General features: G+C 65.9%; 13 protein-coding genes. 5 read left to right on the forward strand and 8 right to left on the reverse strand.

The window, feature by feature from the left end:
• Window positions 1-120: 120 nt before the first annotated feature.
• Window positions 121-1,341: an NAD(P)-binding domain-containing protein gene (locus JQ573_RS23285; protein ID WP_212316242.1), complete on the reverse strand. Its 1,221-nt coding sequence runs from the start codon at window positions 1,339-1,341 to the stop codon at window positions 121-123.
• On the reverse strand, window positions 1,334-2,236 hold the full coding sequence (locus tag JQ573_RS23290; protein ID WP_212316240.1) for a LysR substrate-binding domain-containing protein: 903 nt from the start codon (window positions 2,234-2,236) through the stop codon (window positions 1,334-1,336). Before JQ573_RS23290 ends, JQ573_RS23285 begins: the two co-directional genes overlap by 8 nt.
• A 115-nt stretch (window positions 2,237-2,351) precedes the next feature.
• Here JQ573_RS23290 and JQ573_RS23295 point away from each other — a divergent pair, with 115 nt between their 5' ends.
• Window positions 2,352-2,585, forward strand: a complete 234-nt coding sequence (locus JQ573_RS23295) for a hypothetical protein (protein ID WP_212316238.1) — start codon at window positions 2,352-2,354, stop codon at window positions 2,583-2,585.
• 31 nt (window positions 2,586-2,616) lie between these two features.
• Here JQ573_RS23295 and JQ573_RS23300 read toward each other — a convergent pair whose 3' ends face one another.
• On the reverse strand, window positions 2,617-3,231 hold the full coding sequence (locus JQ573_RS23300; RefSeq protein ID WP_249132199.1) for an SCO family protein: 615 nt from the start codon (window positions 3,229-3,231) through the stop codon (window positions 2,617-2,619).
• A gap of 17 nt (window positions 3,232-3,248) precedes the next feature.
• On the reverse strand, window positions 3,249-4,364 hold the full coding sequence (locus tag JQ573_RS23305; protein WP_212316234.1) for an MBL fold metallo-hydrolase: 1,116 nt from the start codon (window positions 4,362-4,364) through the stop codon (window positions 3,249-3,251).
• A gap of 221 nt (window positions 4,365-4,585) precedes the next feature.
• Here JQ573_RS23305 and JQ573_RS23310 point away from each other — a divergent pair, with 221 nt between their 5' ends.
• Window positions 4,586-5,293 carry a glutathione S-transferase N-terminal domain-containing protein gene (locus JQ573_RS23310; RefSeq protein WP_212316232.1) on the forward strand — a complete coding sequence of 236 codons (708 nt, stop codon included), beginning with the start codon at window positions 4,586-4,588 and terminating at the stop codon, window positions 5,291-5,293.
• Between the two features lie 118 nt (window positions 5,294-5,411).
• On the opposite strand, the gene JQ573_RS23315 is transcribed toward JQ573_RS23310, so the two are convergent.
• Entirely contained in the window at window positions 5,412-6,203 is a 792-nt protein-coding gene (locus tag JQ573_RS23315) for a crotonase/enoyl-CoA hydratase family protein (RefSeq protein WP_212316230.1), read from the reverse strand.
• Between the two features lie 88 nt (window positions 6,204-6,291).
• On the opposite strand from JQ573_RS23315, the gene JQ573_RS23320 reads away from it, so the two are divergent.
• Window positions 6,292-6,888, forward strand: coding sequence for a TetR/AcrR family transcriptional regulator (locus tag JQ573_RS23320; RefSeq protein WP_212316228.1), 597 nt, complete (start codon window positions 6,292-6,294; stop codon window positions 6,886-6,888).
• A gap of 41 nt (window positions 6,889-6,929) precedes the next feature.
• Here JQ573_RS23320 and JQ573_RS23325 read toward each other — a convergent pair whose 3' ends face one another.
• Window positions 6,930-7,670 (reverse strand): hypothetical protein, encoded by a 741-nt coding sequence (locus JQ573_RS23325; RefSeq protein ID WP_212316226.1) that lies wholly within the window; start codon window positions 7,668-7,670, stop codon window positions 6,930-6,932.
• Between the two features lie 150 nt (window positions 7,671-7,820).
• Window positions 7,821-8,495, reverse strand: a complete 675-nt coding sequence (locus tag JQ573_RS23330; RefSeq protein ID WP_212316224.1) for an HAD family phosphatase — start codon at window positions 8,493-8,495, stop codon at window positions 7,821-7,823.
• 315 nt (window positions 8,496-8,810) lie between these two features.
• Between JQ573_RS23330 and JQ573_RS23335 the strand changes: the two genes are divergently transcribed.
• Window positions 8,811-10,394, forward strand: a complete 1,584-nt coding sequence (locus JQ573_RS23335) for a DUF1800 domain-containing protein (protein ID WP_212316222.1) — start codon at window positions 8,811-8,813, stop codon at window positions 10,392-10,394.
• A complete protein-coding gene (locus JQ573_RS23340) occupies window positions 10,391-11,620 on the forward strand; it encodes a DUF1501 domain-containing protein (protein WP_212316221.1) in 1,230 nt (409 codons plus the stop codon). Before JQ573_RS23335 ends, JQ573_RS23340 begins: the two co-directional genes overlap by 4 nt.
• A 159-nt stretch (window positions 11,621-11,779) precedes the next feature.
• Here the strand turns inward: JQ573_RS23340 and JQ573_RS23345 are convergent, their stop codons facing one another.
• Window positions 11,780-12,718, reverse strand: a complete 939-nt coding sequence (locus JQ573_RS23345) for an aldo/keto reductase (protein ID WP_212316219.1) — start codon at window positions 12,716-12,718, stop codon at window positions 11,780-11,782.
• Window positions 12,719-12,772: the final 54 nt, after the last annotated feature.

Below are 12,772 nucleotides of genomic sequence, written 5' to 3' on the forward strand. Positions count from 1 at the left end.
ATGGGCGCGCGGCGCCCAATGTGAACCAGATCACAAGTCGCGCGGTTTATTTCCGACGGGGCAAAGGAGTTCCATCATTTTGTTTTGACGCGGTTTCTTCAGGCGAACCGCACCAACGCGCTAGCCGCGGGCCGCGATGTGATCGGCGAGCACGGCCGCGTCGTCGCCGACGCCCGACAGGAACGAGGATTTCATCTTCGACAGCCATTGCAGGCCAAGAAAATACAGTCCCGGGACGTCGGAGACGCCATGGCGGTGTCGCGGTGCTCCATGGGCGTCCAGCACCGGTATGTCGATCCAGTTCAGATCGAGGCCGTAGCCGGTGGCCCAGATCACGCTGCTGATCCGTTCGGTGCGCAGGTCGACGGTATCAAGCGGTGCGGTGAGGCACGGCGGATCGGGCAAGCGGAGGCGCGCCAAGGGATCGTCGGGATGATCGAGGCCGCGTGTCGCGATGAAGTCGTCGACGATCCCGAGGAATGTCGCGTAGTAGGCGTCGCCATCGGCGATGTTGGTGGCGAGATCGGGCGCGATCTCGAGGACGCCGTCGCGCGCCGCGGTCACGCGGCCGAGCAGGGTCACGCCGTCGGCGGCGAAGCGGCGGAAATCGATGGTGTGGCCGCCATGGGCGCCCGTAATTACCGGCAGCAGGCGTGACGGGCCGCGCTGCTCGACCGGCGTCTCGTCGACGCCCATCTCGGCCAGCCACCAGAACAGGTCGCGGCCGCGATAGCGGCGCGGCAGGCGGTTGTGACGCCCGACCGAGAGGAAGACGCGGCGGCCGGCGCGGATCAGTTCGTTGGTGATCTGCGCGCCCGAGGCGCCGGCACCGATCACCAGCACCGCGCCATCAGGCAATTGCGCGGGATTTTTGTAATCGCTGGCGTGAACCTGAAACACGCCGGGGTGCTCGCGCAACAGTTCGGGCCGCAGCGGCCGCTGATAGGGGCCGGTGGCGATGACGACGTTGCGGGCCGCGATGCTGCCGCCGGCGATCTCGGCGAGGAAGCCGTCGGCGTCGCGGCGCAGTTTTGTCACCTCGACGCCGCAGCGGATCGGGGGCGCGACGAAGGCGGCGTAGTCCTCGATGAAGGCGATGATGGATGCGGTGTCCGAGAAGCCGTCGGGATCGCTGTGCGGAAACGCGAACTCCGGCAGCCGTACCGACCAGTTCGGAAACTGGAACATCAATCCGTCCCAGCGTTCGCTGCGCCAGCGCTCGGCGATCCGCCGCCGCTCCAGCACCAGATGGGCGATGCCGCGCTGCTTCAGCCGGTGGCTCATGGTGAGACCGGCCTGGCCGCCGCCGATCACCAGCGTGTCGATCGCCTCGTCAGGCATTGCGCGCTCCCTTGCGGCGCGCGGCGGGTTCCGCGGCGGCACGGATGATCCAGCGCCGGAACGCGGCGAAATCGCGCTGCTCGGCGTGGAAGCCGCGATAGACGAGGTACCAGCGCATGCCCTTCGGCACGCTGAGCGCAAACGGCGCCACCAGCCGGCCGGCGGCGAGATCGTCATCGATATAGGGCCGGATCCCCATCGCGATCCCGAGCCCGTCGCTAGCTGCCTGCAGCGCCTGGCCGTAGAACTGGAATTCCGGCCCGCGCGCCGTCAGGCGCGGCACGCCCGCGGCCTTCAGCCAGGACGGCCAGTCGTCGGGCGAATGCGCGACGCGGATCAGGCTCGGTCCCTTGAGGTCGGCGGGACGCTTCAGGGCGTTGGCGAGCCGCGCGGTGCACACCGGCATCAGGTCGGCGGCGAACAGCGGCTCGGCGACGAGGCCCGGCCACTGGCCGTCGCCGAGCTGGATGCCGCAGCTCCAGTCGTCGGCGAACGGCACCGCCATGCCGCCGGTCGTGATCCGCACCTCGATGTCGGGCTCCGCTTTGCGGAACTCGGCGAGGTGCGGGATCATCCATTTCATCGCAAAGGTCGGGCCGACGCCGACGGTAAGGACGCGCGCGCTCGCGGATGCCGTGACCTGTGCGGTGAGGCTCGCCAGCGCGTCGAAGATCGGCGTCAGCCCGCCCTGATAGGCGCGGCCGGCCTGTGTGGTGACCAGGCGGTTGGCCTTGCGCTCGAACAGCGCGACGCCGAGCCGCTCTTCCAGCAGATGCACCATCCGGCTGATCGCCGCGGCTGAGACGTTGAGCTCGCTGCCTGCGGCCGCGAAGCTGCCGGTCCGCGCCGCGGCCTCGAATGCCTTGATGCCGTTGAGAAAGAGCAGCCGCCGCATGAACCCTCAGGAAAACTGATGCAAGGGCAAGATAACTCAGTTTGCCGGCGGAGGCCAAGCAGCGCAGAAATACCGGAGACGATTTTGAATCCCTGCTGACCCCGGCGAGGACCAAATGACCGAGACCACGGACGCCCTGGTGCTCGATCTCGTGGAATGGGTCGCGCGCGAGCCGCGGCCCTATGCCGAGGTGCTCGAGGTCTGGCGCACCTCATGCCCGCGGCTGACGATCTGGGAAGACGCCGTCGACCGCGGCTATGTCGCGCGCCGTCCCTCGGTCGAGGGCATGCGGGTGATGGTGACGGAAACCGGCGAGGTGTTTTTGCGCGCGCATGGGCGGATGCATTGAAGCTGTCGCCGAGCCCGTCATTGCCGCTCGACTAGCGCGCCGGCTCGGCGAGCCGTGGCCGGATGATCTCGACCATCCGGTCGGCCGACGTGCCCGGCGGGAAGAAGCCGAGATAATTGCCGTCGCGGTCCATCAGATAGATGTAGGCGGTGTGGTCGACGGTGTAGTCGCCGGCGTCCTTCAGCGGCACCCTTGCGTAGTAGACCTTGTAGGCATCGGCGACCTTGCGGATCGCATCAAAGCTGCCGGTCAGCCCGATCAGGCGCGGGTGAAACAGCGGCACGTACTCGGCGAGATGCGCAGCGGTGTCGCGCTCGGGATCGACCGTGATGAAGATCGGTTGCACCTGATCGCCGTCAGGGCCGAGCTTGTCGAGCGCGAGCGCGATCGCCTGCAGATCGGTCGGACAGACGTCGGGGCAATAGGTGAAGCCGAAATAGACCAGCATCAGCCTGCCGCGGAACTCCTTGTCGGTGCGCGCATGGCCGGCCTGATCGGTCAGCGCGAACGGGCCGCCGACCGGCTCCCTGTTCCACATCAGGATGTCCATGATCTCGGCGGCCGAGCGCGTCGATTGCCCCAGTGCATCGCCGGCCAGTGCCGACGCCAGCGTCAGCCACAGGCCGGCGCCAGCGCATGCAATCATGCGCAGGAGCGGCGCGATCATATGCCGAAGGAGAGGCGGCTGCCGGTCGTCGTGACCAGCACCTTGTCGCCCATTTGCGCGGTCGCCTCCTGGACGAAGTTGAGCCCGGAGCAATGCATCGGGATCACCACGTCGGGGTCGAGCTTCTTGATCTCGGCGACCACCTCGGTGAGGTAGTCCTTCGGCGCCGGTCCGAGATGGAAGCCGCCGACGATCGCATGCACCTTCTGGATGCCGGAGACCTCCTGCGCCTGCTTGACAGAATTGACGATGCCGACATGGCCGCAGGACGAGATCACGACCAGGCCGAAATCCTTCACGTTGAAGCAGGTCGCGTGCTCGTGGATGTGCTCGTCGGGCACGATCTTGCCCTCCATCTCGGCCGGCAGATAGTGGCTGGCGTTGCAGCCGAGCCCGTCCTTCATGCCGAACTCGACCCAGGTCTGCGGCAGCACGCGCTCGATGCTGCGGCGGGTGATCTTGCCGGTCGTGAAGGCGTGGCCGGCGATCACGGTCGGGGTCTCGCACAGCACGGTGGTGACGCGCTGGGCGGCGAGCTGGCGGCGATCCAGCGTGCCGAAATCGGCGAACTGGCCCTTGGTCGGCGTCGCGCTGACACGGTGGCAGAAATTGTCCTCGCCGCCGGCATAGAGCTTCACGTCGGCCGGCAGCTTGTCGCGGAATTTGTCGAGGAAGCCGTTGAGGCCGCCGAAATGGTCGTAGTGCCCATGGCTCACGATCAGCGCGTCGAGCTTGGCGGGATCGACGCCGACCAGCTCCATGTTGTTGAGCAGCACTTCGGGCGTGTAGCCGTAGTCGAGCATCAGGCTGCGCCGGCTGCCTGCGGCCTCCGATTCCAGCCACAGCGACAGGCCCCATTCATTGTGCAGCGATTTGCGGAAGTCGGCGCCGCGCGCCGCCGGCGCGATCGAGACGCCGTTAGCCTGTTTCGGCTTGAAGAAGATGTCGAAGCTCGAATCGACCAGCACGCGGATCGACAGCTTGTCGACGGTCGGCACCTCGATCGGCGCGGCGCTCGCGATCTCGACGCAGGAGAATGCGCCCGCGGCGGCGGCGCCGGCGATCGCCGCCGAGCCTTTCAGGAAATCACGTCGTGCCAAATCCCGTGTCATTATTATCCCCCCAAGTTTTGAAAATTCTTCAATGCGAACCATGCGGAGCCTAGGTGCTATCGGGGCGCAGCTCAATCGGGCGCTTGCGTCGTTTGCAGATCACATTCGCGCGCGGCGCAATGCGCCGCCATTGACTTGGGTGCGGTTATGCGCCCAACTCCATGCATTCGCATCCTTCTCGCCGATGCGTCAGCAATCCCTGGAAATGCAGGATCTCGCCCATGATCGATCTCCACTACTGGTCCACGCCGAACGGCCACAAGATCACGATGTTCCTCGAAGAGACCGGACTGGAATACAAGGTTTTCCCGGTGAATATCGGCAAGGGCGATCAGTTCAGGCCGGATTTCCTGCAGGTCGCGCCTAACAACCGCATTCCGGCGATCGTCGATCACGCGCCGAAGGGCGGTGGCAAGCCGATCTCTCTGTTCGAGTCCGGTGCGATCCTGCTCTATCTCGCCGAGAAGACCGGAAAATTTCTGCCTGCGGATCTCTACGGCCGTTATGACGCGATCCAGTGGACGTTCTGGCAGATGGGCGGGCTCGGGCCGATGGCCGGGCAGAACCATCACTTCCGCAACTACGCGGTCGAGAAGCTGCCTTACGCGATCGATCGCTATGTCAACGAGACCAACCGGCTCTACGGCGTGCTCAACAAGCGGCTCGCCGACCGCGAATTCATCGCCGGCGACTATTCGATAGCGGATATGGCAAGCTATCCCTGGGTAGTGCCCTACAAGAACCAGGGCCAGGAGATCGACGACTTCCCGCATCTGAAGCGCTGGCTGGAGACCATCGGCAAGCGCCCGGCGACCGAGCGCGCCTATGCCAAGGCGAAGGAGGTCAATCCGAATTTCGGCCAGCCCGCGATCCGCACCGAGGAAGAGCGCAAGCTGCTGTTCGGACAGACCGCGGCGGTGGTACGGTAGGGCGAAGATCTCTCCCCGTCATTGCGAGCGCAGCGAAGCAATCCATATCTCGGCATAACGGATGGATGGATTGCTTCGTCGCTTTGCTCCTCGCAATGACGGATGAGGAACGAGCACGCTACGCCCCGACATACTTCGCCGGCCGCCGCTCCTTCCACGCCGCGAGCCCCTCGGCGAGATCGTGGCTCGGCACCAGCGCGGCGAATTGCTCGCTCTCGACCAGCAGGCCTTCCGCAATCGGCATGTTGAGCCCGCGCGTCGCCGCGGTGATGGTGCCGGCGACGGCACCGGGCGAATGCCTGGTGATGCGGCCGGCGAGCTCGCGCGCGGCGGTCAGCAGTTGATCGTGCGGCACGATCAGGTTGATCAGCCCGATCTCGCGCGCGTGTTCGGGCGGGAACGGATCACCCGCGAGCAGCAGCTCGAAGGCACGCTTGCGGCCCGCCAGCCGGGGCAGCCGCTGCGTGCCGCCGAAGGTCGGCGGCATGCCGAGCTTGATCTCGGGTTTTGCAAACAGCGCACGGTCGCTGGCAACAGCGAGATGCACCGCCTCGGTGATCTCGCAGCCGCCGCCGAAGGCGAGCCCGTTGACCGCGGCGATGACGGGCTTCTTGAACGCCTCCAGCCGCGCGGTCATGGCCTGGCCGCGGCGGACGAAGTCGCGCACTGCGACCGCGGCGCCCTGTTTGACGCTCTCGGAAAACTCCTTGATGTCGGCGCCCGCCGAAAACGCGCGCTCGCCGGCGCCGGTCAGGATCACGGCGCGCACTTCGGCGTCGCCCTCGATGCGGTCGAGCGCCGCCATCAGCTGATCGATCAGCTGGTAATTGAGCGCGTTGAGCTGCGCGGGACGGTTCAGGGTGATCAGGGCGATCCCGTCGTCGATGGCGAGCAGGATGGGGTCGGGCATGGCGCAGTCTCCGGCATGGGGGTTCGTGGGCCGAACCTAGAGGCTGGCGGAATTTGTGTATATTCACTGGTGAGTATACATACGACGGATGCCCAGACCCTCCGAACCCACCCGCGAGCGCATCGTCCAGGCGGCGAATTCGCTGTTCTACAGTGAAGGAATCCGCCGCGTCAGCGTCGACGAGGTGGCCGCCAAGGCCGGCCTCACCAAGCGCACGCTGTATTATCACTTCAAGAGCAAGGACGATTTGGTCGCCGCCTATCTTGCCGCACGCGACCAGCCCAATCTCGCGCTGTTCCGCAAATGGTTCGCGGAGGCCGAGGGCGGACTGCCGATGAAGGTCGAGGCGATCTTCCGGAACCTCGCACGCTCGGCGCGGCATCCGAAATGGAAGGGCTGCGGCTTCCTGCGCACCTCGGCCGAGCTCGCCAACATGCCCGGACATCCCGCGATCCGGATCGGCGCCGCGCACAAGAAGAAGTTCGAAGACTGGCTGCGCGCAACCTTCACGGAGCAGGGGATCGCCGATCCGCTCAAGCTGGCGCGGCAGATCCTGCTGCTGCTGGACGGCTCATTCGCCGTCGTGCTGCTGCATCGCGACGCGAGCTACATGGAGACCGCCGGCGAGGCCGCGCGCACGCTGATCGAGATGGCGATGGCGAAGCCGGGGCGTAGACGGAGTTAGGATTGGCCACCGCGCTTTTCGCCGTTTGATGTTCGGTCTCGCTAAGGTTGCCGGGGAGCGATGCGCTCAAGACGAGCCGCGCATTGATCATTCAGAACATCACCAAGCCTGCCTACATCCTTGATCCCGAAGTACACGTTGCAAAACGTCTCGGCCAAATGAAGGCAGGCAAGCGCGCGACGGAATACCTTCACGTACTGGCGGTCACGAAAAAAGAATGGCTTGGACTCATATGTGCTCAAGTCGCCCCTGACTTCGCCTAATGAGCCGACGGTGTACCGGACGCTTACGTTTCCGTAGCTCCACAAGCCGGCATAGACGCGGGCACCGTTGAGGTATCTCAAATCATATGCGGCGAAGCCATCCGCATCTACGACGCTTTTGAAGTACCTGAATAATCTGACGAGTAACCTTGTCTGGTCTACTCTGACCATCATTCGCTTTGTTGTGAGAATGTAAACAAAAGCTCCGCCCATGCGCAGCGCTATCAGTTGAGGTATGAAAGCAAAAAAGACCAATGCATCGACAACTATCCACCGCTTTCTGACGAGCCCATCAATGGCATATTGTTCTGGCGTTAGTGAGTAAATCCCGTGGTAGGCGATAAGCGCCAAAACGAGAGCGCCCGCCGTTACAAATGAGGCTGTGCAGAAGAAGCTGCTGAGCCATCCCGGCGTGCCAACCCAGAGAACACGCTCGCCTTCACCCAGCTTGGGCGTCACCCCAGAGGTGTCGAGCAGGTCGTTAGGCGGATCGAAGACTGACAGGCCGCGCTTGATCATCGAAAATGTCGCTCGCATACAAGGCGTAGTCGAAAGTCGGAGGTTATCCTGCTGCATCTGAACCGTAACGCAATTGAGGCCATGATGCACACTCATGATCGCTCCGCATATGCGGGACGATGGATTGCTTCGCTTCGCTCGCAACGACGGTTAAAGCGCGCCGCGCGCCTGCAGCAGCGCCAGCACCGCGTTGAGGTCCGGCAGCACGGCTGCGCATTTCGCGCGGGTCTCGTCGGTCGGCGGCGCCATGTCGGGCACCATCAGCGTGATGGCGCCGGCGGCATGGGCGGCCGTGACGCCGTGGTTGGAGTCTTCCACCGCGATGCAGGCCGCCGGCGTCACGTCGAGGCGCGCGGCCGCCTTCAGATAGAGCTCCGGGTCCGGCTTGCCGTGGGTCACGTCGTCAAGCGTCAGCAGCGTGTCGAAGCGGTCGCGGATGCCGGCGAGCGTGAGATGACGCTCGGCCGTGCGGCGGGATGACGAGGTCACGATCGCGGTCCGGCGGTCGGCGGCGGCAAGGCCGTCGAGCAGCGCGAGCGTGCCGGGCTTGAGCGGCAGGCCGGCGTCAAACATGCGATCGCGGGTGACGATGAAGGCGCGATTGACCTCGTCGAGCGGAAACGTCGCGCCGTAATGATCGCGCAGCATCGCTTCGCAGACCGGGCCGGGAAGCCCGACCATGGAATGGCACAGCGCGCCGACGCCGTCGGTATAGCCGCACGTATTCAGCGCCGCGACCAGGCTGTCGAAATAGACTTTCTCGGTGTCGAGCAGCGTGCCGTCCATGTCGAGCAGGACGGCGTCGACGGTCCAGGGTGCGGTCACTTGGCGCCCGCCGCGGCTTGCTGTTCCGCCAGCTTCCGCAAGCATGCGGGGCAGAGGCAGTCGCTGCTGTCGGTCGGCATCGGCAGGCGAAAGCTTTCGTCGGAACACCAGCACGGTCCCGTGAGCGAGCAGGAGAATTCGCTGCCGCATGCCGTGCAGGCAAGCCGGCGCGGCGATGCTGGTTCGGAACGATCGTGTGACGAGAGGTCCATTCTAACCACGATTTAATGCGCGAATTAATCTCGGGTTCATCCCGGGCCGCGCTATGATGCTGGGCAAGAGATATAGCCGGGATAGGCCGTTAAGGGAATTCTGATGGCCCGTGATTCACAAGCCGCGCTGGTTGCTCTCAACCGGTTTGGATTTGGCGCCCGTGGCGGGGCGGCCGGCGACTTCATCAACGCGGCCTCCGATCCGCGCGGATTCGTGCTGGCGGAACTGATGCGTCCGAACGGCGCGCTGCTCGAAGTGCCGGGCCTGCTCTCGACGCCGGAGCTCGGCAAGCAGGTGTTCGACTATCAGTTCGAGATCCAGCAGGCGCGCAATGCCGCGAAGGCCGCGCAGCAGGGCGCGAGCGAGACGCCGCCGCAGGGATCCGACGCGAAGCCGCAACCGCGGCGCAATCTGTCGCTGTCGACTGCCGCGAAGGAGATCGCCGGCAAGGATCCGGCGATGCAGCCGCAGGCCGCCGACAGCGCCAATGCGACGATGACGCCGTCCGCGACGATGCAGCCTCCGACGATGCAGACGGTGGCCGGTCCGCCCAAGCCGCCGGCGCAGCCGCTCAACATCATCCAGAAGACGTTCCGCGCCGAGGCGCTGGCGCGGCTGCAACGCGGCGTGGTCGCCGATTGCGGCTTCGTCGAGCGGCTCGTGGTGTTCTGGTCCAACCACTTCTGCATCTCGGCCAACAAGGGCGCGCTGGCGCGGATGTGGGCCGGCTCGTTCGAACGCGAGGCGATCCGCCCGCACGTGCTCGGCCGCTTCGGTGACATGCTGAAGACCGTCGAGCAGCATCCGGCGATGCTGTTCTTCCTCGACAACCAGCAATCGCTCGGCCCCGAGTCGCGCGCCGGCATCAACCGCAACCGCGGCCTCAACGAGAATCTGGCGCGCGAGATCATGGAGCTGCATACGCTCGGCGTCGGCGGCGGCTACACCCAGGACGACGTCACGTCGCTGGCGCGTGTGATCACCGGCTGGACCTTTGCCGGCCGCCGCGGCCAGCTCGGTGCGCCCGGCAGCTTCGTGTTCAACGCCAATGCGCATCAGCCCGGGCCGCAGCAGGTGCTGGGCAAGACCTATGCCCAGGCCGGCCTCGCGCAGGGCGAGGCCGTGCTGTCCGACATCGCGCGGCATCCCTCGACCGCGAAATTCATCGCGACCAAGTTCGCCCGCCATTTCGTTGCCGACGATCCGCCGCCGGCACTGGTGGCGAAGCTGCAGGACACCTTCACCAGAACGGACGGCGATCTCAGGGCGCTGGCCACCGCGCTCGTCCAGTCGAATGAAGCTTGGCAGGCGCCGCTGGCGAAAATGCGCTCGCCTTATGAATTCCTGCTCGCCTCCGGCCGACTGCTGGCGCGCAATCCGGAGGATCCGGGCCGCTATCTCAACGGTCTCAACGTGCTCGGCCAGCCGCTGTGGTCGCCGGCCGGGCCGAACGGCTTTCCGGATACCGCTGCGGCCTGGGCGGCGCCTGAGGGCATCAAGCTCAGGCTCGACATCTCGGCGCAGCTTGGCTCCCAGCTCGCCGACCGGTTCGACCCGCGCGACCTGCTCGAGTTGATCGCCGCCGATGCCGCTTCGGTCGAGACGCGGCGCACCATCGAGCGCGCGGAATCGCGGCAGCAGGCGCTGGCGCTGCTGCTGATGTCGCCGGAATTCCAGAGGAGATGATCATGGATTGCTCCGAGAGCCTGATGCTGCAGGCGACGTCGCGGCGCACGCTGCTGCTCGGCGGCGCTTCCTTTGCCGCCTGGGCCTATTTGCCGAAATTCGCGCGCGCCGCCGATGGCCGCGATCCGCGCTTCGTCACCATCATCCTGCGCGGCGCGCTCGATGGTCTTGCCACCGTAGCCCCGATCGGCGACCCGGATTATGCCGGACTGCACGGCGCGATCGCGCTGAAAGCCGATGGGCCGAACGCGGCGGTGATGCTCGATCCCTTCTTCGGCCTGCATCCGGCGATGCCGGAATTCGCGCGGATGTATCGCGCCAAGCAGGCCGCGGTGGTTCATGCGGTTGCGACGTCCTATCGCGACCGCTCGCATTTCGACGGCCAGGATGTGCTGGAGAGCGGCTTCCCAGGTCCCGGGCGCGTGCAGTCCGGCTGGCTCAACCGCGCGCTCGAAGCATTGCCAAAGGGCGAGCGGGTGACGAGCGCGCTCGCGGTCGGGCCGACCACGCCGCTGGTGTTGCGCGGCGCAGCGCCGACCGTCGGCTGGGCGCCGACCGCGCTGCCGCAGGCCGCCGACGACACCGCGATGCGGCTGCTCGATCTCTACCAGCATCGCGATCCGACGCTGGCGAGCGCGCTGACGCAAGGCTTGCAGCTCGAGAAGCAGGCGCAGGGCAACGAGATGAAACCGCAGCCCGGCGCAGGTGGCGTGGCGGCGATGCGGCTGGTGGCGCGCGGCGCCGCCAAGCTGATGGCGGCGGATGACGGTCCACGGATCGGCGCGCTCGCTTTCGACGGCTGGGATACCCATGCCAATGAAGGCGGCCCGGTTGGCCGGCTCGCGCAACTGCTCGGCGGTCTCGACGGCGCGCTGGCGGAATTTCAGAGCGGCCTCGGCGCGCGCTGGCGCGACACCGTGATCGTGGTCGCCACCGAGTTCGGCCGCACCGCCCGCATCAACGGCACCGAGGGCACCGACCACGGCACCGGCACCATCGCGCTGCTCGCCGGCGGCGCAGTCAATGGCGGCCGCATGATCACCGACTGGCCGGGGCTGAAGCCGGCCAATCTCTACCAGGCCCGCGACCTCGCCCCGACCGCCGACCTGCGCGCCGTGATCAAGGGCGTGCTGCACGACCAGTTCGGCCTCGGCGAGCGCGTGCTGGCCGATGCCGTGTTCCCGGACAGCGCCCCGGTGAAGCCGATGAAGGGATTGGTGGCATAGCACTCGCCACAACCACGGCGTCGTCCCGGCCAAGCGAAGCGCGAGCCGGGACCCATAACCACGAATGTTGAACGTTGCGCGATGCGGGGGCCACAGCGCGCCTCAACAACCCAATCCTGTGGTTATGGGTCCCTGCTTTCGCAGGGACGACAGCGAGGGCTACTTCGTAATCCGGTCGATCTCCGCCATCTCCTCCGCACTCAGCTTCCAGCTGATCGCTTTCACGTTCTGCTCGACCTGTTCGACGCGCGTCGCGCCGGCGATGACGCTTGCGACTTGCGGGCGGGCGGCGAGCCAGGAGAAGGCGAGTTCGAGCATGGTGTGGCCACGCGCCTGCGCGAAGGCCTGCAGCTGCTCGACGATGTCCTCGTTGCGCGGCGTGACGTAGCGATCTTTCAAGGCCGGCGCCTTGGCGAAGCGGGTGTCAGCGGGCGCCGCAGTGCCGCGCTGATATTTGCCGGTCAACAGCCCGCTGGCGAGCGGGAAGAACGGCAGCAGGCCGAGATTGTATGCTTGAGCCGCCGGCAACAGGTCCTTCTCGATGCCGCGCACCACGAGGCTGTATTCGTCCTGGCAGGACACGAAGCGGTTCACGTTCAGCTCGCGCGCGACGTATTCCGCCTCCGCGATCCGCCATGCCGGGAAGTTCGAGTTGCCGATGTAGCGCACCTTGCCCTGGCGCACGAGATCGTCGAGCGCGCGCAGCGTCTCATCGATCGGGGTCAGCGGATCGTAATCGTGCTGCTGGTAGAGATCGATGTAGTCGGTCTTCAGGCGGGTGAGGCTCGCTTCGACCGCGGACATGATGTAGCGCCGCGAGGCGCCCTGCTTGGTGCCGTCGGTCGCCATCGGCTTGGAGAATTTGGTGGCGAGCACGATGTCCTTGCGGCGATCGCCCAGCACGGTGCCGAGCACGGTCTCCGAGCCGCCCATGCCCGCATAGATGTCGGCGGTGTCGAACAGCGTGATGCCGAGATCGATCGCCTTGTGGATCACCTTGCGTGAGGTCTCCAGATCGGTGCGCTGGCCGAAATTGTTGCAGCCGATGCCGACCGCGGACACGCGCAGGCCGGAGCCGCCGAGATTACGAATTTCCATGAGACAATCCTGTGGGATAGGCGAGGGATGCCGCGCATTGTGACAAGCACGCCG

It is taken from the genome of Bradyrhizobium sp. AUGA SZCCT0105, assembly GCF_018129565.1.
GTDB lineage: Bacteria > Pseudomonadota > Alphaproteobacteria > Rhizobiales > Xanthobacteraceae > Bradyrhizobium.

Coding starts and splice junctions, on each gene's coding strand:
- JQ573_RS23290 (WP_212316240.1), bottom strand. CDS start 2,236: ATGCGGCGGCTGCTCTTTCTCAACGGCATCAAGGCATTCGAGGCCGCG.
- JQ573_RS23300 (WP_249132199.1), bottom strand. CDS start 3,231: ATGATTGCATGCGCTGGCGCCGGCCTGTGGCTGACGCTGGCGTCGGCA.
- JQ573_RS23295 (WP_212316238.1), top strand. CDS start 2,352: ATGACCGAGACCACGGACGCCCTGGTGCTCGATCTCGTGGAATGGGTC.
- JQ573_RS23335 (WP_212316222.1), top strand. CDS start 8,811: ATGGCCCGTGATTCACAAGCCGCGCTGGTTGCTCTCAACCGGTTTGGA.
- JQ573_RS23345 (WP_212316219.1), bottom strand. CDS start 12,718: ATGGAAATTCGTAATCTCGGCGGCTCCGGCCTGCGCGTGTCCGCGGTC.
- JQ573_RS23305 (WP_212316234.1), bottom strand. CDS start 4,364: ATGACACGGGATTTGGCACGACGTGATTTCCTGAAAGGCTCGGCGGCG.
- JQ573_RS23285 (WP_212316242.1), bottom strand. CDS start 1,341: ATGCCTGACGAGGCGATCGACACGCTGGTGATCGGCGGCGGCCAGGCC.
- JQ573_RS23320 (WP_212316228.1), top strand. CDS start 6,292: ATGCCCAGACCCTCCGAACCCACCCGCGAGCGCATCGTCCAGGCGGCG.
- JQ573_RS23340 (WP_212316221.1), top strand. CDS start 10,391: ATGATCATGGATTGCTCCGAGAGCCTGATGCTGCAGGCGACGTCGCGG.
- JQ573_RS23315 (WP_212316230.1), bottom strand. CDS start 6,203: ATGCCCGACCCCATCCTGCTCGCCATCGACGACGGGATCGCCCTGATC.
- JQ573_RS23310 (WP_212316232.1), top strand. CDS start 4,586: ATGATCGATCTCCACTACTGGTCCACGCCGAACGGCCACAAGATCACG.
- JQ573_RS23325 (WP_212316226.1), bottom strand. CDS start 7,670: ATGATCAAGCGCGGCCTGTCAGTCTTCGATCCGCCTAACGACCTGCTC.